Origin of the sequence: Aeromonas veronii, assembly GCF_040215105.1 — a bacterium.
Taxonomy (GTDB): domain Bacteria; phylum Pseudomonadota; class Gammaproteobacteria; order Enterobacterales; family Aeromonadaceae; genus Aeromonas; species Aeromonas veronii_G.
The window spans coordinates 3,832,871-3,855,387 of sequence record NZ_CP157875.1 but is presented as its reverse complement, the minus strand read 5'-3'; the positions used below and the strand labels follow the sequence as shown (position 1 = coordinate 3,855,387).

The 22,517-nt window shown below is 63.6% G+C and carries 19 protein-coding genes; 11 read left to right on the top strand and 8 right to left on the bottom strand.

Annotation, left to right across the window (positions count from 1 at the left end; genetic code table 11):
- The first annotated feature begins 158 nt into the window (after positions 1 to 158).
- From ABNP46_RS17745 to ABNP46_RS17720, 6 genes are all read left to right on the top strand, one after another.
- Complete coding sequence (locus ABNP46_RS17745; protein ID WP_349919577.1) at positions 159 to 635, top strand: L,D-transpeptidase family protein; 477 nt, start codon at positions 159 to 161, stop codon at positions 633 to 635.
- Between the two features lie 149 nt (positions 636 to 784).
- Entirely contained in the window at positions 785 to 1,504 is a 720-nt protein-coding gene (locus ABNP46_RS17740) for an AzlC family ABC transporter permease (protein WP_349919576.1), read from the top strand.
- Between the two features lie 2 nt (positions 1,505 to 1,506).
- Complete coding sequence (locus tag ABNP46_RS17735) at positions 1,507 to 1,848, top strand: AzlD domain-containing protein (protein ID WP_349919575.1); 342 nt, start codon at positions 1,507 to 1,509, stop codon at positions 1,846 to 1,848.
- A 114-nt stretch (positions 1,849 to 1,962) separates the two neighbouring features.
- Complete coding sequence (locus ABNP46_RS17730; protein WP_349919574.1) at positions 1,963 to 3,489, top strand: YjjI family glycine radical enzyme; 1,527 nt, start codon at positions 1,963 to 1,965, stop codon at positions 3,487 to 3,489.
- Between the two features lie 10 nt (positions 3,490 to 3,499).
- On the top strand, positions 3,500 to 4,372 hold the full coding sequence (locus tag ABNP46_RS17725; protein WP_349919573.1) for a YjjW family glycine radical enzyme activase: 873 nt from the start codon (positions 3,500 to 3,502) through the stop codon (positions 4,370 to 4,372).
- 126 nt (positions 4,373 to 4,498) lie between these two features.
- A complete protein-coding gene (locus ABNP46_RS17720) occupies positions 4,499 to 4,822 on the top strand; it encodes a DUF1820 family protein (RefSeq protein WP_349919572.1) in 324 nt (107 codons plus the stop codon).
- 16 nt (positions 4,823 to 4,838) lie between these two features.
- Here ABNP46_RS17720 and ABNP46_RS17715 read toward each other — a convergent pair whose 3' ends face one another.
- The 3 genes from ABNP46_RS17715 to ABNP46_RS17705 all read right to left on the bottom strand — a co-directional run bounded on the left by ABNP46_RS17715 (position 4,839) and on the right by ABNP46_RS17705 (position 7,535).
- On the bottom strand, positions 4,839 to 5,768 hold the full coding sequence (locus tag ABNP46_RS17715; protein ID WP_349919570.1) for a LysR family transcriptional regulator: 930 nt from the start codon (positions 5,766 to 5,768) through the stop codon (positions 4,839 to 4,841).
- A gap of 128 nt (positions 5,769 to 5,896) precedes the next feature.
- Positions 5,897 to 7,093: an amino acid aminotransferase gene (locus tag ABNP46_RS17710; protein WP_349919569.1), complete on the bottom strand. Its 1,197-nt coding sequence runs from the start codon at positions 7,091 to 7,093 to the stop codon at positions 5,897 to 5,899.
- Between the two features lie 166 nt (positions 7,094 to 7,259).
- Positions 7,260 to 7,535: a metal/formaldehyde-sensitive transcriptional repressor gene (locus ABNP46_RS17705; RefSeq protein WP_349919568.1), complete on the bottom strand. Its 276-nt coding sequence runs from the start codon at positions 7,533 to 7,535 to the stop codon at positions 7,260 to 7,262.
- Between the two features lie 69 nt (positions 7,536 to 7,604).
- On the opposite strand from ABNP46_RS17705, the gene dmeF reads away from it, so the two are divergent.
- Complete coding sequence (dmeF, locus tag ABNP46_RS17700) at positions 7,605 to 8,549, top strand: CDF family Co(II)/Ni(II) efflux transporter DmeF (RefSeq protein ID WP_349919567.1); 945 nt, start codon at positions 7,605 to 7,607, stop codon at positions 8,547 to 8,549.
- Between the two features lie 6 nt (positions 8,550 to 8,555).
- Here the strand turns inward: dmeF and ABNP46_RS17695 are convergent, their stop codons facing one another.
- Positions 8,556 to 8,966 (bottom strand): hypothetical protein, encoded by a 411-nt coding sequence (locus ABNP46_RS17695; protein WP_349919566.1) that lies wholly within the window; start codon positions 8,964 to 8,966, stop codon positions 8,556 to 8,558.
- A gap of 262 nt (positions 8,967 to 9,228) precedes the next feature.
- On the opposite strand from ABNP46_RS17695, the gene pulA reads away from it, so the two are divergent.
- Positions 9,229 to 13,290 (top strand): pullulanase-type alpha-1,6-glucosidase, encoded by a 4,062-nt coding sequence (gene pulA, locus ABNP46_RS17690; RefSeq protein ID WP_349919564.1) that lies wholly within the window; start codon positions 9,229 to 9,231, stop codon positions 13,288 to 13,290.
- 235 nt (positions 13,291 to 13,525) lie between these two features.
- On the opposite strand, the gene ABNP46_RS17685 is transcribed toward pulA, so the two are convergent.
- Positions 13,526 to 15,943: a zinc/cadmium/mercury/lead-transporting ATPase gene (locus ABNP46_RS17685; protein ID WP_349919563.1), complete on the bottom strand. Its 2,418-nt coding sequence runs from the start codon at positions 15,941 to 15,943 to the stop codon at positions 13,526 to 13,528.
- A 240-nt stretch (positions 15,944 to 16,183) separates the two neighbouring features.
- Here ABNP46_RS17685 and tpx point away from each other — a divergent pair, with 240 nt between their 5' ends.
- Positions 16,184 to 16,687, top strand: a complete 504-nt coding sequence (gene tpx / locus ABNP46_RS17680; RefSeq protein WP_349919562.1) for a thiol peroxidase — start codon at positions 16,184 to 16,186, stop codon at positions 16,685 to 16,687.
- Positions 16,688 to 16,756: 69 nt separating this feature from the next.
- Here the strand turns inward: tpx and ABNP46_RS17675 are convergent, their stop codons facing one another.
- Positions 16,757 to 17,317, bottom strand: a complete 561-nt coding sequence (locus ABNP46_RS17675) for a hypothetical protein (RefSeq protein ID WP_349919561.1) — start codon at positions 17,315 to 17,317, stop codon at positions 16,757 to 16,759.
- A gap of 150 nt (positions 17,318 to 17,467) precedes the next feature.
- Between ABNP46_RS17675 and ABNP46_RS17670 the strand changes: the two genes are divergently transcribed.
- The gene (locus ABNP46_RS17670; RefSeq protein WP_349919559.1) at positions 17,468 to 18,688 is read left to right on the top strand and encodes a DEAD/DEAH box helicase; all 1,221 of its coding nucleotides are present in this window, start codon (positions 17,468 to 17,470) and stop codon (positions 18,686 to 18,688) included.
- Between the two features lie 104 nt (positions 18,689 to 18,792).
- The gene (locus ABNP46_RS17665; RefSeq protein WP_349919558.1) at positions 18,793 to 20,295 is read left to right on the top strand and encodes an alkaline phosphatase D family protein; all 1,503 of its coding nucleotides are present in this window, start codon (positions 18,793 to 18,795) and stop codon (positions 20,293 to 20,295) included.
- A 72-nt stretch (positions 20,296 to 20,367) separates the two neighbouring features.
- Here ABNP46_RS17665 and ABNP46_RS17660 read toward each other — a convergent pair whose 3' ends face one another.
- Positions 20,368 to 21,162 carry a hypothetical protein gene (locus tag ABNP46_RS17660; protein ID WP_349919556.1) on the bottom strand — a complete coding sequence of 265 codons (795 nt, stop codon included), beginning with the start codon at positions 21,160 to 21,162 and terminating at the stop codon, positions 20,368 to 20,370.
- The gene (locus ABNP46_RS17655; RefSeq protein ID WP_349919554.1) at positions 21,159 to 22,475 is read right to left on the bottom strand and encodes a sphingomyelin phosphodiesterase; all 1,317 of its coding nucleotides are present in this window, start codon (positions 22,473 to 22,475) and stop codon (positions 21,159 to 21,161) included. Before ABNP46_RS17655 ends, ABNP46_RS17660 begins: the two co-directional genes overlap by 4 nt.
- Positions 22,476 to 22,517: the final 42 nt, after the last annotated feature.

The following is a 22,517-nucleotide window of genomic DNA, read 5'->3' as shown; positions in this document are numbered from 1 at the left end:
CCCGCCGGACTGGTCTCATATATGTTTCTCTGGATATATTGAGTATTGATGGCGATCCAATATCATGGCGCTCGCTTGCCACAGTGCCCCCGTCAGGGCGTGGCGACATTCAGATGATGTGCTAACAAAAAAGCCCCAGAGGCTTGTCGAGGGATGGAATGAGAGCCGTATTGCTGTGTTTGCTGGGGCTGTGGCCCGCATTGAGTTTTGCCAGCCTGTCTGCGGACATGGTGGTGGTCAAGAAGTCGAGCTATAGCCTGACCCTGATGAAGGATGGCAAAGAGGTCAAACGCTACTGGATCGCCCTGGGCCCGGCGCCCATCGGTCACAAGCAGAAGGAAGGGGATCAGCGTACGCCGGAAGGGCGCTACATCCTCGACTACAAGAAGACCAACTCCGGCTTCTACAAGGCCATCCACATCAACTACCCGAATCTGGACGACATCAAGGCGGCCAACGAGAAAGGGGTCAATCCGGGTGGCATGATCATGATCCATGGTCAGCGCAACGACATCGGCAACCGCCGCCTGCAGCCGTCCAACTGGACCAACGGCTGCATCGCCATGCTGAACCACGATCTGGACGAGGTGTGGGGCGCCATCGAGCCCGGCACCCCCATCGTCATCCAGCCCTGATCCCCATGGATCCTGCCCGTCTCGTCGCCGTATCGGCGAGGCGGGCTGTCTCCTGCTCTGCCCATTCACCCGCCTCGACGGTGGCATGGTATCTCCCCCCGCGCTGTGATAGGTTTTTCGGTTCTCGTTGACAGGACAAGGATGACCTCATGATCTCGCAAGCTCGCCCCCAGCCGTCCGGGGCCGAGAGCACGGGTGCGCTCTGGTGGCGCGCCTCCCTCGATATTCTCCCGTTGTCCGTTTCGGTCATTCCCTGGGGTATTCTGTGTGGCGCCCTGGCGCTGCAGGTGGGGCTGAGCCCCATCCAGGCCCAGCTGATGTCCCTGCTGGTCTACGCCGGGGCGGCCCAGCTTTCGGCCACCACGCTGTTTGGCGCCGGCACGCCGCTCTTGCCCATCGTGGGTTCCACCTTCGTCATCACCTCCCAGCACCTGCTGTATGGCTTCACCTTCCGCCGTGATGTGCTCTCGCTCCCCTTGCGTTGGCGTGCCAGCCTGGCCTTCTTTCTGACCGACGAGATGTTCGCGGTGGCGCTCAAGGACAGGGAGCGCAGCGGTGCCTTCAACCACGCCTATGCGCTGATCGCGGGCTTCGTGTTCTATCTGTTCTGGAATGTGGCGACCCTGCTCGGCATCGCCGCCGGTCAATACATCGAAGGGCTGGATCACATGGGGCTGGACTTTGCCATCGCGGCGACCTTCATCGCCATGACGATCCCGGCCATGAAGAACCTGCCCATGGTGGCGGCGACTCTGGTGAGCGGCGTGACGGCCCTCGTCACCAAGCCGCTGCTGGCGGAGATCCACATCATCGTCTCGGCCCTGGCCGGCATGGTGATGGGCTATGTGTTGCACCGGATGAGGAGGTAGTCATGGCCTGGCTGATGATAGGGCTGCTGACCCTGATCACCTTCTTCAACCGCTTCGCCTTCTTCTCCCGGCTGACCCGCTATCAGCCCGGTGCGGAGATGGGGGCTTTTCTGAGCTTCTCGGCCCAGTCGGTGCTGACCGCCATCTGGCTGCCCATCGTCTTCAGCTATGAGCCGGGCAAGGGGCTGGACTGGGATCCCGATTACCTCGCCGCCACCCTGCTGGTGACGGTGCTGACCCTGCTGCGGCTGCCGACCCTGGTAGTGGTGGTGGTCGGCATGGGGGGCTTCTTCCTGCTGCGCTGGCAAGGGGGCTTGCTGACCCTGCTGCCCTGGCTGGGTTGAGCCGTGATCCCGCACAGCGGATGTCGTTTATGGATATCCGCTCTGTTGTGAATGTCACTTCAAATAAGGCCCTGCAAGTGTGAGGATTTAGCCTCCACCGTCAAGGAGCCTTCCATGTCCCTCACCGCCACCTGTCAGCGCATCGTTTGCGATCCCTTGCTCTCTCCGTCCCAGAAGCGCCAGGCCCTGGCCCTGGCCGCCGAGAACGCCCTGCCTTACCCCGCACTGCCCACTACCGTCACGGCCGCCATGACCGAGGGGGCGCTGTGCGACATGTTCGAAGGCCATGCCCCTCACAAGCCACGCTACGTGCTGCCGGATTATCAGCGTTTCCTGAGCCGGGGCTCGGCCTGGCTGGAGCTGTCGCCCCCCCGGGATTTTGACGAGGCTCTCGATGCCCTGCGCATCCTCTACCACCATGTGCCTTCGGTCACCGGCATGCCGGTCTGGCTGGGACGGCTGGATCAGCTGCTGCTGCCGTTTGTCGGGGAACTGGACGACGAGGCCCTCTATGGCAAGTTGCGGCGCTTCTGGATCTATCTGGACAGGGTGCTGCCGGATGCCTTCATGCACGTCAATATCGGCCCGGATGACAACCGTCTCTGCCGCCTGATCCTGCGCATCGACGGCGAGCTCAAGCAGGTGGCACCGAACCTCAGTCTGTTCCGGGATCCCGATGCGACCCCGGACAGCCTGCTGATGCAGGCGGTAGAAAATATCGCCCTGTGCGGAAAACCCCATATCGTCAACTATCCCATGCACAAGTCAGTGTTCGATGAGCGCGGTTTTGGCATCGTCAGCTGTTACAACGCACTGCCGCTCGGGGGCGGCGCCAATACTCTGGTGCGTCTCTCCCTCAAGGCGTTGGCGGAGCGCAGCCCCGATATCGAAACGTTCATGCACCGCTGGCTGCCCCACTACTGCGAACAGGCTTCCCTGCTCATCGAGGCGCGTACCCGCTTCCTCCATGACGCGTCCGGCTTCTTCGACAGCTTCCTGGTGCAGGAGGGGCTGATCGACGAGGATCGCTTCGTGCCCATGTTCGGGATCTATGGCATGGCGGAGGCGGTGAACCTGCTGCTGGAAAAAGAGGGGTTGCCGGGGCGCTACGGCCACGACGAGGGGGCGAATCAGCTCGGCTACCGCATCTCGGCCCAGCTGTCGCTGCTTGTGACCGAGCGCCCCCAGCCCCGTGCCTGGAACGGGCGGGCCCTGCTCCATGCCCAGGGGGGGCTGAGCGTGGACCGGGGGGTGACCCCTGGGGTGCGGATCCCCTACGGCGAGGAGCCGGATCCCGCCAGTCACGTGCTGGCACTGGCCCCCCATCACGACTATTACGGCTCGGGGATCAGCGAGATCCTGACCCTGGATCCCACCATACGCCAGAACCCGCAGGCCCTGCTGCAGCTCTGCAAGGGGGCCTTCGCCCTCGGCATGCGCGAGTTCAGCGCCAACGTGGCCGACAGCGATCTGGTGCGGGTGACCGGTTACATGATCCGCCAGAGCGATGTGGCCCGCTTCGCGGACGAGGGCTCCCGCTTGCAGACCACCTGCCTCGGCGCCGAGGCGAGCGAGCTGACCGGCATCCGCAGACGGGCTCCCCGGGTGGTGGGGTTGGAGGCGAGCCTGGGTGGGGTCTGACCGGAGCCGCTTGCTGGCGAGAACCGCCATCGTCAGCAGGATTTTACCCTTCTCCTGCGTGGATGGGCCGGGTAATCGTCTGGTCATCTTCCTGCAGGGGTGCAACTTTCGCTGCCCCGGCTGTCACAATCCGCACACCATAGGGCGATGCGATCACTGCGGCGACTGTGTCCCCGCCTGCCCGAGCGGCGCTCTGCGGCTGGATGAGGGAAAGGTGAGCTGGCAGGCCGACCTCTGCAGCCAGTGTGACCGCTGCACCGATCTCTGCCCGCGCCAGGCTAGCCCCAAGACCCGCGTCATGTCGGTGGCCGAGGTGCTGACACAGCTGCGCCGTTATGCCTCGTTGCTGACCGGCGTCACCGTCTCCGGCGGTGAAGCCAGCACCCAGCTGCCGTTCGTGGTGGCTCTCTTCACCCTGATCAAGGCCGATCCCGAGCTGGCCCGGCTGGATTGTCTGCTGGACAGCAACGGCTCGCTGGCACCCGCGGGCTGGCAGCGGCTGTTGCCGGTGCTGGACGGCGCCATGCTGGATCTCAAGGGGTGGCGGGACGGGGTACACCGCGCCCTGACCGGGTACGACCGCGAGCGGGTGCTCGCCTCCCTGCAACTGCTGGCACGGTGCGGCAAGCTGGCCGAGCTGCGGCTGCTCCATGTGCCGGGCCGAAGCGACTTTCTCGACGGGGCGGGGGGGGTGGACGCGGGTCTGTGCGCCTTCTTGCAGAGTCTGGGACCAGTCTCCATCCGCCTCAACGGCTTTCGCCACCACGGCGTGCGCGGGGAGGCGCTCGACTGGCAGGAGGCCTCGAGAGAGGAGCTGGAGAGGCTGGCCAAAGCGCTGATTGACAAGGGCTTTGTAGCGGTTTCCCTACCCGCGCTCATATGACATCTGAGTGTTAGGGAGAGGTAAGGCAGGTTGAGACCCGATATGACGCAACTGTGAACTTCGTCTATAGGGCCCGGGCCCGGTGATCGCTAGAATGGGTCAATCGTCCACCATCAACAGACAGCCATGAGCGAAGCCAACGCCTTATACCGGGTGCAGTTTATTTGTCACAACGAGCGTTACGAGGTCTATGTCAGGGAGGTCAATCAGGGGCAGTTGTTCGGCTTCATCGAGATCGCGAATTTTGTCTGGGACAACCACACCGCGCTCATCGTGGATCCCAGCCATGAGAAGCTCAAGAGCGAGTTTGCCGACGTCAATCGCACCCTGATCCCCATGCACCACGTGCTGCGGGTGGATCAGGTGCGCAAGCAGGGGGCAGCCCGCATCACGGATCTTGGCAACAACGTCGCCTCCTTCCCGAGCCCCATCTACACCAAGAAGCCCTGAGCCAGCCGGCCGAGTGTCATGACTGGCCGAGCCCTCGCCCCAGTTGCAGGATCCGCTGGCGGAACCAGCGCAGGGCGGGATCCTCCCCGGTCGGGCCGTACCACACCAGGCTGTGGGTCAGAGCGCCAAAGTCAAACGGCACCGGACGGCTCACCAGACCCGGCAAGTCGGCCTGCCTCGCCCAGCCCTCCAGGGTGGTGAGGATGAGATCGCTCTGGCGCAACAGGGCCGCCGCACTGCCAAAGTCCGGCAGAGTGGCGCCAATCTGGCGCCGCACCTGCAACTGGGCCAGGCTCTGCTCGAAGAAGGGGCTGGCGAGCTCGGTGTCGCGGATGGCGATGTGACGCCAGCTCAGGTAAGCATCCAGATCCCACTCCCGGGAGAGCGCCGGGTGATCCGATCGCAGCAGACAGGTGAGCCTGTCTTCCCGCAGGGGCTCCCACACCAGCCCGGCCTGGCTCGGCAGAGGCTGGCTCTGATCATGGGGCAGGATCACGAAATCGAGTTTGCCTGCCGCCAGCGCCGTCAACGCCTGCTCCTCCTTGTTCCAGATGACCGGCACCAGCCCCGGCACCTCCTTCATCAGTCGACCCAGGATGGGCCCCATGGGCCAGGTCATGCCGCTCTCGCGCAGGGCGATGTGCAGCTGACCCTGCCAGTTGACAGGGTTGAAGCCCTCCTGGCTGGTGAGACCATTAAGCTCCCTGAGCAAGCGGTGCAGGCTGGGGCCGATCCGCTCGGCAAACGGGGTGAGCAGCAGCTGGTTGCCCTGGCGGTAGAGCAGTTGATCCCCCAGCAGCTCCCGCAACTGGTTGAGGGTCTTGCTGACGGAGGAGGGGGTCGTGCAGAGGCGCTCGGCAGTGCGGGTGACGCTCTGGCTGTCCAGCAGCAGGTGCAGGGTCACCAGATGACGGCCTCCCAAACGGGAGAGGGCGATCAGATCCATCGTGGCTCCAGAGGGGAAATGAGAATGAGCAGGTGGCGGCCCCCCAGTCGAGACAGTGCGATCAGATCCATGGCGGCTCCGGGGAAGGGGATGGAAACAAAAAGCCCCGCCGAGGCGGGGCTGGGGGCTTAGCCCTTGAGCACGGCGGCCATGGCGTCGGCCACGTAGTCCACGTTGCGGCTGTTGAGGCCGGCCACGCACATGCGGCCCGAGCGCACCAGGTAGACGGCGAACTCTTCCCGCAGGCGATCCACCTGCTCCGGCGTGAAGCCGGTGTAGCTGAACATGCCGCGCTGGTTGATGAAGTAGCTGAAATCGCGGCCCGGCACCTTGGCGCTCAGCACTTCGAACAGCTTCTGGCGCATGGCCTTGATGCGGGTACGCATCTCGGTCACTTCGCCAACCCAGAGGGCGTGCAGGCTGGCGTCGTTCATCACGGCCGCGGTGATTTGGCCACCGTGGGTGGGGGGGCTGGAGTAGTTGCGACGCACGGTCGCCTTCATCTGGCCCAGTACCCGACCCGCTTCTTCGGCATCCTTGCAGATGACGGACAGGCCGCCGCAGCGCTCGCCGTAGAAGGAGAGGTTCTTGGAGAAGGAGTTGCTGACGAAGAAGCTGACCCCGGCATCCACCATGGCGCGGATGGCGTAGGCGTCTTCTTCCAGGCCGTCACCGAAGCCCTGATAGGCGATGTCCATGAAGGGAATGAGGTTCTTCTCCACCACCAGGGTGATGAGTTGATCCCACTGGGCACGGGAGAGATCCACCCCGGTCGGGTTGTGGCAGCAGGGGTGCAGCAACACGATGCTCCTGGCCGGCAGCTGGCTCAGGTAGGCCAGCATGGCGTCGAACAGGACGCCGCCTGTGGTGGCATCGTAGTAGGGGTAGTCGTGCACCTTGATGCCAGCTCCCTCGAACATGGCCTTGTGGTTGTCCCAGGTCGGATTGCTGACCCAGACCTCGGAGGTCGGGAAGTAGCGCTTGAGCAGATCGGCGCCGATCTTCAGGGCGCCGGAGCCGCCTATGGTCTGGATGGTGGCGATGCGACCGGCCTTGACCGCGGCATGCTCGGCCCCGAACAGCAGGTGCTGGACGGCGGTGCGGTAGTTGGCGGCCCCTTCCATGGGCTGATAGGGACGCGGCGCCGGGGTGGCGGCACGTTGGGCCTCGGCCTGCTGGACCGACGCCAGCAGCGGAATGCGGCCCTGCTCGTCGTAATAGAGGCCGATCCCCAGGTTCACCTTCTGCTCGCGGGTATCTTTGTGGAAGGTCTCGACTAGCGTCAGTATGGGGTCGCCAGCATAGGCATCGACGTGTTCAAACATGGGGGGTCCTTGCGAATTGGAATCCAGAGTGTGGGATCAACGATCGGCGGTCATCATGGCGTAAAGTCGGAGATGGCTCAAGTCTGAACCCCCACTCTTGCCCCCTTTGCATGGAAGGCGGACCGAACCCGGTGTTCGTTTGCAAGCCTGGCTCACCGACCATGGATTATTTCAGGTAGGAACGCAGTACCTGCACCACCTGGTCCAGATCCTCCAGCCGCTCGGCCGGGGTCGCCTCGGCGGCGCCCAGGTGTTCGCGCATGTGCCCCTCCAGCACCTCCAGCATCAGGCCGTTGACGGCGCCACGGATGGCCGCGATCTGCTGCAGGATGGCGGCGCAGTCGCTTTCCTGCTCCAGCGCGCTCTCCAGCGCCCCTGTCTGTCCCTTGATGCGTCTGACCCGCGCCAGCAGTTTCTTCTTGTTATGTACCGTGTGTGACATGGGATCCTCTCGCACATTAAAACTATACTGGGGTATAGTATATTGCATTCCACCTTGCAGGAGAAATTCATGTCATCCGCCGCCCCCATGCATTGCTGCCAACCCGTGGTCTATCAGGGTAATCCGTTGGCCGAACAGAAGACCCGCTGGGCCGTGCTGCTCACCGTCGTCATGATGGTGGCGGAGATAGGCGGCGGCTGGATCTTCAACTCCATGGCCCTGCTGGCCGATGGCTGGCACATGAGCTCCCACGCCCTGGCGCTTGGCCTCTCCGTGCTGGCCTATCGCGCCGCCCGCCACTATGCCCGCGATCACAGATTCAGCTTTGGTACCTGGAAGATCGAGGTGCTGGGCGGTTTCACCAGTGCACTGCTGCTGGTGGGGGTAGCCGGGCTGATGTTGTTCGAGTCGGTGGCTCGTCTGCTGGATCCCAGCCCCATTCACTATCAGCAGGCCATCGGTATCGCCCTGCTGGGCCTGCTGGTGAACCTCGCCTGTGCCTGGTTGCTCAAGGACGATCACGGCCACCACCATGGCCACGACCACAGCCATCATCACGGCCACGATCATCATCATGGGGATCACCACGGCCATCAGGACTTGAACCTGCGCGCCGCTTATATCCACGTGCTGGCGGATGCCCTGACCTCGGTGCTGGCCATACTGGCGCTGGTGGGGGGCATGCTGTGGGGGGCCGACTGGCTGGATCCCCTGATGGGGATAGTGGGGGCCGTGCTGGTGGCGGTGTGGGCCAAGGGGCTGCTGCGTGATACCGGGCTGGTGTTGCTGGATGCGGAGATGGATGCCCCCGTGGTGGCGGAGATCCGGGAGGTGATTGCCGAGCTGCCCGGCGCCGAGATCCGTGACCTGCACGTATGGCGGGTCGGGCAGGGGGAGTATGCGGGGGTGCTATCCCTGGCGATGGCTGAGCCTGTGCCGGCGAGCGAGATCCGCGAGCGCCTCGCCATTCATGAGGAGCTGGTGCATCTCACCATCGAAGTTACCCCGCACTAGAACCGATCAGTGGGACTGGTGCTCCCCTTCCTGGGGGGCCTTATGCCAGACGGTGCCGAGCAGCAGCTTGAGCAACAGCGCCGGCGGGTTGTCCAGCAGGCGGCCTGACTCCAGCAGCAGCTGACCATCGGCGTGGTACCCCAGGCTGGCGTGTATTTCACCTTCCTCATCCAGGATCTGCAGAACCCCGTTGAGGGTTCCCCGCTCGCCAGGCTGGCAATGCAACTTCAGCTCCCGGGGTTCCCCCAGCAGGGTGAAGGCGCGCGTCAGGGGAGGGGTATCCTCGTAATCCGGCCAATTGAAGAAGTGATACTGCTCGGCGAGGCTGCCCGCCTGCTGACAAAACTGGTCGAACAACTGGCTGATGGCCAGATAATCCGCATCCAGCCGCTTCGCCTGTTCTTCTATGCGTGCCATCGTTTTTCCTTCCTGTTTCAAGTGTCAATGAAGGGTAATCTACCTACACCTGGGTAGATGGTCAGGCAATAGGATTAATTCATGCCGTCGGTCTGTGAGATCGATCCAACTTTCGTTATGAAAACGTTATCTTCTTGAAAGGGTAGTGGTTTTTTGCCCATCAGCTCACATTTGCCGCAATGCCCGCTGATTAATATGGCACCGCTCGGCCACAACCGGGTACTCGAATATCGAGACTAACTACAGCGGGAATTATAAAAAAATGGATATGAAAAAGACCAAAGTGGCGCTGGTAACAGCCTCACTGCTCGCGCTTTTGTCTGGCTGTAATGACAACGGCTCCTCGTCCCCTACTCCTCCCACACCTCAGGATGAGCCCGTCGCTCGTCTTCCCAATGTGCAACCACCGGCCGAGCTGCTGGTGGCGGGCCCCAACGAAGCGGTGATCGCCCTGGTGGATACCCAGACCAGCGCGGCGCGCGGCATCGACGGCCCCTTCGCCAGTCATAGTTTGCACCTGTGGAACAACGATGCCTGTAACGCCACCGCCGAAGGCGGCTTGAACGCGAGCTGGGACGATGCCAGCAAGACGGCGTCGGCCGCGGACAGTTTCGGCCCCGCCTGGGTGGTGCCCCTATCCAAGATGGAAGGCTGCATCAACTTCATCGCCCGTAACGGTGAGCTGGCGAACCTGACCGGTGCCGACATGAAGGTGGAGTTCAGCGATCACCCGGATCGCACCGTGGCCATTGTCGCGGGCAAGAACGAGATCTTCGGCAGCCGTGCCGAGGCCTTCACCGCCGCCTTCGGCGTGGCCGGGGCCAGTGCCCACCTGATCGATGGCAACACCCTGATCTGGCAAGGGGGCAAGGACAAACCCCATGTTCGTCTCTACTACACCGAGTCCGGTACCATCACCGCCAACAGCGAAGGGGTGTTCGACTTCCCCTACCTCAAGCTGACCCCCACCAGCCTGACTGCCGAGCAGCAGGCCAAGTACCCGCACCTCAAGGATGCCGCCGCCTTTGCTCTGCCGTCGGCTGCGGATCTCAAGCCCCTGCTCAAGGGGGAGCTGGTGGCCATCGGCACCGACACGAGCGGTGTGCTACAGGGGGCGACCCTGGTGCAGAGCGCCGGCGCCCTCGACGCCGTCTACGCCGAAGCCGCCGCCAAGCTCAGCTATGGCGCCATGGTCGAGGGGGGTAACGTCACCTTCCGGCTGTGGGCGCCGACCGCCAAGTCGGTCAAGCTGGCGCTGTTTGATGAGCACCACCAGCCCCTCGGCGAGCGGGCCATGACCCTGGATGAGGCGAGCGGCAGCTGGAGCCAGCAGGGGGGCAGCGATCTTGTCGGCAAGTATTACCGCTACGCCATCGAGGTTTATCACCCCCTCAACCGCAAGCTGGAATCCTATCAGGTGACCGACCCCTACTCCCTGAGCCTCGCCATGAACTCCGAGTTCAGCCAGGTGGTGGATCTCGACGATCCGGCCCTCAAGCCCGAGGGCTGGGATAGCCTGAAAGCCCCCCACAGCCAGGCCAATCCGGCCGACATCGTCATCTACGAGGCCCACGTCCGGGATCTGACCGGCAATGATGAATCCACCCCGGCCGAGCACAGGGGCAAGTTCCTCGGGCTGACCGATGGCGACAGCGTGCCGGTCAAGCACCTGAAATCCCTGGCCAAGAGCGGCGTCAGCCACCTGCACCTGCTGCCGGTGTTCGACATCGCCACCATCGACGAGGATCCGGCCAAGGTCGCCAACATCAGCGACGACTTCAGCAAGCTGTGCGAGGTCAATCCCGAGGTCAAGAACTCCAAGTTCGCCAGCCACTGTGGTGGCGGCCAGACCATAGCGTCCGTGCTGGAGGATCTGCAGACCACGGATAGCAAGGAAAACCCGGTGGTGCAGGAGCTGTATGGCTATCTGCGCGGGGTGGACTCCTTCAACTGGGGTTATGACCCCTACCACTACACCACCCCGGAAGGCTCCTATGCCACCGATGCGGAGGGGACAGTGCGGATCAAGGAGTTCCGCGAGATGGTGCAGGCCATCAAGCAGAACATCGGCATGAACGTGGTGATGGACGTGGTCTACAACCACACCAACGAGGCGGGGCTGAGTTCGAAGTCCGTGCTCGACAAGATAGTGCCCTGGTATTACCAGCGTCTGAACCCGGAGACCGGCTCGGTGGAAAACTCCACCTGCTGCTCCAACACGGCGCCGGAACACGCCATGTTTGCCAAGCTCATCGACGACTCCCTGGTGACCTGGGCACGGGACTACAAGATAGATGCCTTCCGCTTCGATCTGATGGGGCATCACCCGAGAGATCAAATCGTACAGGCCCTGGCAGAGGTGAAGAAGGTCAACCCGGAGATGTACTTCTACGGGGAGGGCTGGAACTTCGGCGAGGTGGAGAACGACAAGCGCTTCGTGCAGGCGACCCAGAAGCATCTCGGCGGCACCGGCATCGGTTCCTTCTCCGATCGGCTGCGGGATGCGGTGCGTGGCGGCAGCCCCTTTGATGGCGGCGAGGGGATCCGCAAGACCCAGGGCTTCGGCAATGGGGCCTTCATCGATCCCAACGAGGTGGACGGTGTCGATCTCGCCACCGCCCTGCACCAGTCCGATCTGGTGCGCCTCGGCATGGCGGGGAACCTCAAGGAGTTCGTTCTGACCGACAAGGACGGCATTCCGAAGAAGGGTTCTGACATCGACTACAACGGCCAGGCGGCGGGCTATGCCCAGGATCCGACCGAAATCCAGAACTATGTCTCCAAGCATGACAACCAGACCCTGTTCGACAATCTGGTCTACAAGGCGCCGGCCGGTGCCGATCTGGTGCGGATGCAGGGGGTATCGCTCGCGACCGCCATGCTGGGGCAGGGGATCCCCTTCACCCACGCTGGTAGCGAGTTGCTGCGCTCCAAGTCCATGGAGCGGGACAGCTACGATTCCGGTGACTGGTACAACCGGGTCGATTACACCCTTGGGGACAACAACTTCGACAAGGGTCTGCCACGCAAGGACAAGGATGAGGCCAACTATGGCCTGATCGAGCAGGTACTCGGCCAGCACAGCAAGCCGACGCCGGATCAGATTGCCGAGATGCAGGGCTTCTATCAGGAGCTGGCGGAACTGCGCCAATCTTCCCGTCTGCTGCGTCTTGGCAGCGGTGCCGAGGTGATCAAGCGGGTCGATTTTCGCAACACCGGTCCTGACCAGCTCCCGGGTCTTATCGTGATGAGCGTGGATGACGGCACCGGCGCCGGTGCGGATCTGGATCCGACCATCGACGGCCTGGTGGTGATGATCAACGCCAGCAACGCCTCCCAGAGCATCGGCGACTTCCGTGACGGCAACGATCAGCCCATCGATCTTTCCGGCATGGTGTTGAGCAGCGCCCATCGCGGCACTGACAGCATCGCCAGTGGAGCCTCGGTCAGTGGTGGTGAGCTGACCCTGGGTGCCTGGTCTGCCGCCGTCTTCGTCAAGCCGCAGAGCGGTGCCCAGGGCACAGGCCTGCCGGTGGGCAAGAAGACGGATCTGAGTACCATCCCCCCGTTTGGTGACACCGGAGTCTTCGTACGCGGCTTCCTGAACCAGTGGGATCCGGTCAACCAGATGAACTTCAGTGGCAACTTTACTTATGAGTTCACCACCGAAGTGACGGCCGATCAGCTGGGGTCGACTCAGGTGAAGATCGCCGGTAGCGACTGGGGCGGGCCAATCAACTACGGCAAATGCAGTGATTCCGATCAGCTGGCGGCAGGCCAGGTCAGCGTGCTCTGCGCCAATGGCGGAGATCTGCCGTTCAACGTCGACAAGGCCGGAACCTACAAGTTCGTGTTTACCGCCATGAACAAGGAAAAGCCCAGCCTGAGCGTCAGCTACACCGAGCCGGTGCAAGCCTGCAAGGTGCTGGACACGGTGTCAGGCAATCCGCTCGGCTTCCCGCTCTATGTGCGCGGCAGCCTGAGCAACTGGAATGCCCAGGCCGCCTACCAGCTGAACTATAAGGGGATGGATGGCAACCTGGCCATCTATCAGGCGGCGTTCAACTATGCAGGCAGTTTCGAGTTCAAGTTTGCCAACGACGATGGCAACTGGAGCAAGCAGTTCTACGTGCAGGATGCGGGCGGCAAGCTGCTCCCGCTGAGCGCTGAACAATCCTATCCGCTGCAACACGGGGATGGTGGCATGGGTAACAACAGTGTCACGCTGGACAGCGGTCTGTGGAGCTTCCTCATCAAGGTCGATCCCAGCAAGGCATCCGGTGAAGTAGGCACCGTCATTATTCAGGAGTGCAGCCCCAGGTAAGCCAACCCATCGAGCCCATGGCTGACTCGGCAGTCATGGGTTGAATTCCACCTCGCCAAGGGTGGGATAAGCCGAGAGCGTAAGCACAAGGCGCGGACTGCCATCATCAGCCGCGCCTTGATTTTTTTGACTACGTCTCACCGCCCGCAACAAAAAGCCGCAACCCAAGGTTGCGGCTTTTTGTTGCGGCTGACCTAGCCAGTGAGGGATCACTGGTTAGATCTAGCCGTCATGATCAGCGCTTGCGCAGCAGGCGCAGGGCGTTGGCGGTGACCAGAGCAGTGGCACCGGTATCGGCCAGCACGGCTATCCACAGACCGGTGATGCCCAGCAGACTGGTGACCAGGAAGATGGCCTTGAGGCCCAGCGCCAGCGCAATGTTTTGGTGGATATTGGCGAGCGCGGCCCGTGACAGCCGGATCATGGCGGCAAGGCCACCGAGCTGGTTGTGGGTCAGGGCCGCATCCGCGGTTTCCAGCGCCACGTCGGTGCCGCCCCCCATGGCGATGCCGATGCTGGCTCGCTTCATGGCGGGGGCATCGTTGACGCCATCCCCTATCATGGCGATCTTCTGCGATTGGGTCAGCTTGCCAATTTCCTCCACCTTGCCTTCCGGCAGCAGGCCAGCACGCCAGCCCATGCCGAGCTCGGTGGCGATGGCCTCGGCGGCTCTGGGATTGTCCCCGGTCAGCATGATGCTCTGCAGCCCCAGGCTGTGCAGTTCTTGCAGTGCCGCAGCGGCGTCTGGCCGGATCTGGTCGCGCAGGGCCAGCAGAGCGACTGGTGCGGCCCCCTCCTGGCAGAGCAGAACGACTGTCTTGCCCTGTTGTTCGAGCGTGGCAATTCTGGCGCCCGTCTCCTCGGTCAGTGCTGCAACCCGGCTTGGGGCCAGCAGTTGCCAGAGCAGGCCATCGATGCGCCCCTCCACCCCCATGCCGGGCAGGGCACGAAGGTCTGTGGCGGTAGACAGGGTTAGCCCCTGTTCGTTCGCGGCGGCCACCACGGCCCGTGCCAGCGGGTGGTGGGAGCCCTGCTCGATGGCGGCGGCCAGCGCCAGCCACTCGGACTCGGGTTTGCCATCCAGACTGATCAGCTCTGTGAGTTGTGGCTTGCCCAGGGTCAGGGTGCCAGTCTTGTCAAAGGCGACGGTATCGACGTGGGCGAGCCGCTCCAGCGCCGCGCCTCCCTTGATGAGGGCGCCCTGCCGGGTGGCGGCCGCCAGGGCGGAAGTGACCGCCGCCGGGGTGGAGATCACCAAGGCGCAGGGGCAGCCGATGAGCAAGAGCGCCAACCCGCGGTAGATCCACTCATCCCAGCTCTGGCCGAAGAAGAGGGGTGGCACCAGCACCACCAGCAGGGCGACCAGCATCATGGCCGGGGTATACCAGCGGCTGAAGCGATCGATGAAGCGCTCGATGGGCGCGCGCTGGCTCTCGGCTTCTTCAATCAGGTGCAGAATGCGGTCGATGGCGTTGTTGCCGGGTTCGGAGACGACTTCCAAGCGCAGTACCCTGTCCGCCGCCAGGCTGCCGGCGGGCACCTTGTCCCCTTGTTTGCGTTCCACCGGAATGGACTCGCCGGTCAGGGCGCTCTCGTCGAAGGCGCCGAGGGCGTCGAGCAGGCGGGCATCGGCAGGCAGCCGGGCACCGGGGGCTATCTCGATGAGGTCGCCGGGGCGCAATTCGTCGGCCGCCACCTCTTCACGCAGCTCGCCTTCGGGGGTCTTGCGGATGCGCAGCGCCTTGTCCGGTACCAGCGCCATCAGGGCGGTGACCCCGGCCCGGGCCCGACCGGCGGCATAGGCCTCCAGGTGTTCCCCCAGCATGAACAGCAGCAAGACCATGGCCGCCTCGGCGGTCTCACCGAGGAAGAGAGCGCCGACGGCGGCGACCGTCATCAGGGTCTCGATGGCGAAGGGCGAGCCGCTCCTGGTCAGGGCCCAAGACTTGCGGGTCACAGGCCAGAGCCCCCACAGGGTGGCCAGGACAAACAGCGGCTTGCCGACGCTATCCGGCAGCAGGGCGGCGACCAGCATCAGGGTCGCCAGCGAGAGGGGCTGCCAGTACTTGCCGAGCAGCGTCATCAGCGGGCTGGCAGAGGGTTGATCGGCCGTCTTGCCCTGGACTGTCCCCTTGAGCTGAAAGCCGGCTTGCCGCACGGCGGCGGTCACGGGATCGGGGGAGAGGCCGGGGGCGAGATCCACCACCAGCTTTTCGGTGGCGAACAGCACGCGGGCCTGCTGCACACCGGCCACCCGGCCGACGGCGGTCTCTATCTTGCGGGCGCAGCTCGGGCAATCCATTCCCAGTACCTGCCAGCTATGGCGGCTGGCATCTTGTGCCGGTTCGCCAAGGGGGGCGGGCTCTTCATCCTCTTCGGTGTGAGCCGTGTGATCATGGGCATGGGCCGATATCCCGGGTGAGGGGGGCGTGCAACAGTCCTGGTCGGCACAGCCACCTCTGGGGGGCTCTTCATCCCCGGGAGGGTCGCCGACGCCATGATCCTGATGCTCATGGGGCTGGCTGGCACTGCAGGTCGTCACAGGCGCCGCGTTGTCGCAGCAGTGGCTGTCGTGGTGGTGCTCTGTGGTGCTGGCCCTGATGGCCTTGATCGGGGCGGCAACCGGGTGAGTGCCGCAGCAGGATTTGCTCATATCGCGTTCCTCGTGGAAGGGGTCCCGCCGATGCGGGATCCTGGATGACTGAGGGGAGTGTAAACCTTGGTGTTTAGTCCAAGGTCAAGCCCCTGTCATCGCCGTTCATCGGGACGGTTCGGTGCGCATCCTGCGTGTGGATCCGAAGCCATGATATCCCTTATCTTGTCGGGTGTTTGTCTCTGCCCGCTGGGCCTATACTGGGAGCCCGGATCCTCAATCAATCATCAAGGACATAACATGAGCAATACCGTCACCCTGCAAGGCAACCCTGTCTCCGTCTCCGGTCACTTCCCCGTTGCCGGCGAGCAGGCCAAGCCCTTCTCCCTGGTTGCCAAGGATCTGTCCGATGTGACCCTGGAAAACTTCGCCGGTCAGCGCAAGATCCTGAACATCTTCCCGAGCGTGGACACCCCGACCTGCGCCACGTCAGTGCGCAAGTTCAACGAGCAGGCCAGCTCCCTGAACAACGCCGTGGTGCTGTGCATCTCCGCCGATCTGCCGTTCGCCCAGGCCCGTTTCTGTGGCGCCGAAGGTCTGGACAAGGTAGTAAACCTCTCCACCCTGCGCGGTGTCTCCTTCCTGCAGGACTACGGTGTGGCCTTCTCCTCCGGTCCGCTGGTAGGCCTGGCTGCCCGTGCCATCGTGGTGCTGGATGCCGACAACAAGGTTCTGCACAGCGAGCTGGTGGCCGAAGTGGCCGATGAGCCGAACTACGCCGCAGCCCTGGCCGCACTGGCCTGATCGGATGCGAAGAGCCTGTCACGACAGGTTTGAAAGAGAACGGCCCGCTTTGAGTGGGCCGTTTTGTTATCAGCTCTGCTGAAGGGCTGGATCGGTCTGGGCGAGCGCCCGGTGCAGGTGTTGGCCGAGCTGCTGATCCGGATCCTGCGGCAGGGTGAGGACGCCGAGCTGTTGCGCCTGCTCGACCGTTATCTGCCTGGAGAGCAGGGCATTGAGCCCGGCCTCGCTGATCATGACCACCCTATCCTGCGCTGTGGGGGCTGGACTGTGCAGTTGCAGCAGCAAGACCTCCTTGCCCCTCATCTTCGACCAGAGCCCCGAATCCACCAGCAGGATGAAAAAGCCCCCTGGCTGATCGGCCCGCTGCAGGTTGTCTTTGAGCTGCAGCAGCCACTGCTGGGCTCGCACGAAGCCTTCCCCTCCCGCCATCGCAGGAATGGGGGAGATCCGGTTGGAGGAGATGGCATTGGCGGTCGCGATGGCCACATCCAGTGAGCCAGGCCAGGCCATGGCGAAGGGGTCACCAACCAGCATGTCGTAGCCGCAGGCCTCGGTCTGGGAAGAGAAGGGGGCGGCCAGGCCAAGGGTCAACAGGGCGGCAACGAGAGTGCGGGGATAAGCTGTGTCCATCTAGCTGTACTCCTGAATGAGGGGGCCGATGGCCACCCGGACAGATTGATAAAAAGAACACCACAGGGAGCCGGCATTGTCCATGGTTGTTGCACTGGCGTGGGATCGCTGGCTAGACTTCGCCTCCCACTTCTTCATCCATGTAACGTCATGACCTTCTGCGAACTCGAACTGCATCCCGCCTTGCTGGCTAGCCTGCCTGCCACCCTGCAAAGACCGACGCCCATACAGCAACGGGCGATTCCGGCGGTATTGGCGGGAGAGGACCTGCTGGCACTGGCCCGTACCGGCAGTGGCAAGACCCTGGCGTTCGGACTCCCCCTGTTGCAGCGACTGGATGCCACCTCGTCCCGGGTGCAAGGGGTGGTGCTGGTGCCGACCCGGGAACTGGCGACCCAGGTGAGCGAGGCGCTGAAGACGGGGGCCGATGCCCTGGGGCTGCGAATCGTGACCCTGTGCGGCGGGGTGGCGCAGGAGCAGCAGATGAGTGAGCTGGCATTGGGGCCCCAGCTGCTGGTGGCGACACCGGGCCGATTGCGGGATCTGCTGAGCCAGCAGGTTCTGGTGCTGGATGCACTGCACATGCTGGTGCTGGATGAGGGAGATCGCCTGCTGGAGATGGGATTCTGGCCCGATATCCAGGTGATACTCAGCGCCATGCCCGATGCCCGCCAGACCCTGCTCTTCTCCGCCACTCTGCCGGCCGAGCTGGAGAGTCTGGTGAGCGGCTTGCTGCGGGCCCCCCGACGTATAGAAACGGATCCGCTCAACGGCGTGGCGGAGGATATCGAGGAGCGGCTCTATCTGGTGAACAAGAGCAGCAAAGTGCCCGCCCTTGTCGCTCTCTTGAAAGAGCATGCCTGGCCCCAGGTACTGGTGTTCATCAGTGCTCGCGACTCCGCAGACGGGGTGGCCCGCAAGCTCATCAAGGCGGGTGTCGCGGTGGCGGCGCTGCACGGGGATAAGGAACAAGGGGTCCGTGAGCAGGTGCTCGCCGATTTCAAGGCCGGCAGGGTGCGGGTGCTGGTGGCTACGGATCTGATGGCCCGCGGCATCCATGTGGAGGCCTTGCCCGTGGTGATCAACCTGGACTTGCCCGTCAGTGCCCCCGTCTATGTGCATCGTGTCGGCCGCACTGCACGGGCGGGGCACGCCGGGCTGGCTATCTCTCTGGTATGCCATGGCGAGACCGAACCGCTGGCCGCCATCCGCACCCTGACCGGGCGGGAGCTGGCGCTGCTGGCATTGCCCGGTTTCCCGGTGACGGATCAGCCCGGTAGCGGCGAGGGCAAGCGCCCACCCCGGGACAAGCAGGCCAACAGACGCACTCAGGTAAAGCGCAGCGTCAAGCAATTCAAGGGCAAGGCGTAATCTGTCGCAGCCAGGGGGCCCCCCTTGCCGTTTGCCCAACTGGTCAGTATCAAATAGCGCTCGCTTCGCTATGCTCCATGGGTTTCACCATGGAGGGATGACGAATGAGCAGTCTGGTAATGGGGCCCTTGCTGGGGCTCGAATCAGAGACCCAATACAGCATCTGTTTTCTGGCGCAGGCCAGCTGCAAGCGCGCGGCCGTGAGGATCAACGGCGAGGTGCTGGCCGCCAGCAAGCAGGCGGACACCCCGAAAGGGGGCTTCTGGCGATTCGTCTGGCAGGCGAGTCCCAAGAAGGCAGGCACTGTCATCGACTACGAGATATTGCTGGATGACCAGCCAGCACGAGGTCTCGGTGGATACGATAAATGGCAGTTTTATATGCCAGGAAAGAAGGAGAGTGTGCTGATAGGTTACGCCTCCTGCAACGGTTTTTCCGATTTCAAACTGCTCACCTCCACCCCGGCACCCTACGCCATGTGGGACAAGCTCGCCGCCGAACACAAGACACATCCCTTCTCCCTGCTGCTGATGGGGGGAGATCAGGTCTATGCGGACTCCCTCTGGACGAGCGTGCCGACCCTGAAAGCCTGGAACGAGCTGGACAGGGCGGAGAAGGTCAAACGCAAGGCGACCCAGACCATGGTGGATCAGCTGGATCGCTTCTATTGCGAGCTCTACTGCAAGCAGTGGGGGCGTCTCGAGGTGGCCTTCATGCTCTCCCGGGTGCCGAGCGCCATGATGTGGGACGATCACGACATCTTCGATGGCTGGGGCAGCTACCCGGAGGATCTGCAGCGCTGCGAGGTCTATCAGGCCATCTATGCTGCCGCCGCCAAATATTTCCGCTTGTTCCAACTGCGCACCGGCGCCAATGCGGCGTTGCTGGACAAGAGTCTGGGCCATCACTCCTGGCGGCTCGGCTTCCGAGGCTACCAGATCCTGGCGCTGGACAACCGGGCCACCCGCACCCTGACCCAGGTGATGAGCCGGGCCCAGTGGGATCAGATCAACGAGGCGCTGGCGGGCTGCACCAGCGGGGATCTGCTGGTGATGACGGGGGTGCCCGTGGTCTATCGGGATTTCTCCTTCAGTGAAGCGGCGCTGGACGCCACTCCCTGGGAGGAGGAGCTGACCGATGATCTCAAGGATCACTGGCGCGCCAAGGCCCATGAAGGGGAGCGGGCCCGCCTCATCATGCGGTTGCTGGACAATGCCCGGCTGCGGCGCAAGAACGCCAGGGCGGACAAAAATACCAGCCTGGAGCCCAAGACCCTGATCCTGTCCGGGGACGTGCACGTGGGGTGCCTCGGGGTCGTTCAGGACAAGCGGGAGGGGGTGCTGAACCTGCATCAGCTGGTCTCCTCCGGCATCGTCCACCCGTGCCCCACCCAGTTCCAGTGGATGGGGATCCTGGCCATGACCAACGACAACCCCGAGTACCTGGACGAGAGCCGGCTGATCCGCACCGAACTCCTCAAGCCGTTCGGGGCGCCCGTCTACCTGCGCACCCGCAACTTCGCCACCCTGCAGATGGGCACGGATGGCAAGCTGTGGGCCAACTGGCGCTGTGAAAATGGACTGGATGCCAGCTATCCCCTGGCCTGATAGCGTCGAGTGACAAGCAAAGGGCCCGAATGCGGGCCCTTTTTCTATGTGTAGGGGTCGAAGCCTCTGATATCAGGGGCGGGTCTGCTCCTGGGCGAAGAAGTCCCGTCGCCACTGACCGAGTACCGCCTCCCTGTGCTGCTGCCAGTGCGCTGAATCCATGCTTCCCTGGCTTGCCGCCAACTGCTGCTCCAATTCGGCCAGCTGCTGCTGATAGCGGCCGCGCTGATCCAGCTGCTGCTGGTGCGCCCTGGCAAAGTCGAGACTGGCCTCGACCCGCTCGGCGGGCAGGAAGTGACGGCTAACAGTCTCCAGCTCCTCATCCCCCCACAGTTGGCGCGCCTGCAGCAATCGGGCGTCCGGGTTGAACAGCTCGGAAGCCAAATCTGGGTACTGCGCCGCCCAGTCGTCCTGCAGTCGGGTCAGGGCGGCCAGGCGCTCGCTCAGGGTCATCTGCTCGCTCTCGCTGGCCAACTGCTCCAGCGCCTGGGCATAGCGGCCCTGCAATAAGGTCAGGCTCTCTCCCTCCTCCAGCCACTGCGCCTCCACGCTTTTCAGATTCTCCAGCCGCGCGTCCAGCGGCTGGTCGCTCTCCTGGATGTCACGGGCGAGCTGGTCCTCGGCCTCCTCTGGCAGGGCCCGCCAGCTGGGGGCTGGTGCCTGGGCGAGCGTCTGGTTGCTGGTGACCACAGACGATGGCGCATCTGTCGAGATGGGCCTGGAGGGCGCTGACAGCACCGGCTGCGGGCGGAGACTGCTCTGACTGGCCTCGGTACCCGCTGAGGCCGTCGGCGCCTCCTGCCAGACGAGATTGAGCACCACCATAGGTACTGTGGCCAGGGCCAGAACCCAGTAGCGCCGTTTCATCGGACAATTTCCCCCTTGACCGGGAAGTGATCCGAAAGGTTGCTGGCGGGCCAGAGGCTGCCGTCGCTGGTGCGCGGGATCCAGACGCTGTTGAGGTTATGACTCACGGCGCCGTACTCCCGGCTCACCACCAGATAGTCCAGGTACTCGACGTTGGCGCCACCGGAGAGGGGGCCACCGGCGTAAGGATTGAGTCTGGGGTCGAAAGTCGCCTCGGTATAGCCGCCGTAGGCGGGTTCATGGGCATTGAGATTGGCCAGCATATTGGCGTAGTCATCGGCGAACTTGCGCTTGTTGACGTTGAAGTCGCCGCCGTAGATGACGGTATCCGTGGCCGGGATCGCGAGGCTGGTGGCCAGGGCGCGAATTTGCCCGAACTGGATCTGGCGCAGCCTGCGCGCCTCGTCGGTGTCGAAGCTGGCGGTGTGGGTGGCGAACAGGTGCCAGGCCTTGCCCCCCTTGATCACCTCGGCGTACATCACCCCCTTGTCGGCGAAGCAGTCGGTACCGGTGCACTGGGGATAGACCAGCTGGGCTTCGCGCACTATGGGGTAGCGGCTGACGATCACCACGCCGCCGTCGTGGATGTTGACCCCCGGCTTGTCGAGCACCCTGGTCTGATAGGGGTATTCCCTGGCGAGCGCCTGCAGGAAGCCTTCGCGGCGGCCGTCAAATACCTCCTGCAGCAGCAGGGCGTCGTAACCCTTGAGATGGTCGGGTAGCAGGGCCAGCCGCTCGCCGATGCTGGAGGCGATGACCGGCAGGGCCCAGACGTTGTAGCTGGCGACCTTCAGCGCGTTTTCCGCCGGCTCGGGTTGTTCCACCTGCTTGGGCGGGGTCAGCATATAGTGCAGATCGTCGTAGCGGCCGGTGAACTTGGCGGCGAAGGCCAGCTCCTGCGGCCCCGCGAGGCGATGGATGGCGCGATCGCTCTGCCAGCCGGAGGCGCCGGTGGGAGTTTCGCCGCCGTGTTGCAGCGTGGTGTTCCACCAGGTGCCCTCCATTCGCTGGTTGAGGCGATAGGTGTCACCGCTGGCGGTGGTGACGCGGGTCTCGAACAAGTAGTCCTTGCCCGCTTTCACTCCCTCGTAGCGATTGAAGCTGAGCACCATGGCGCTCTCCCAGGGGCCGAGCTCGGTTCGATGCTGCGTCCACTGGCTGCCTTGCTGCAACTGGCCGCTGCCGCTCTGGCGGATCTCCAGTTGCAGGGGCTCGGGGCCGTTGTTGGTGAGGTAGACATCGGTATCGGCCAAGGCCTGCAATGGCAGGGAAGCGGCGAAGATCAGGGCGGTGTATCGGGGGAGCAGGTGCATTATCTAAGTCCTTTTTGGTCGCGGCACGGTGGAACGTGACTG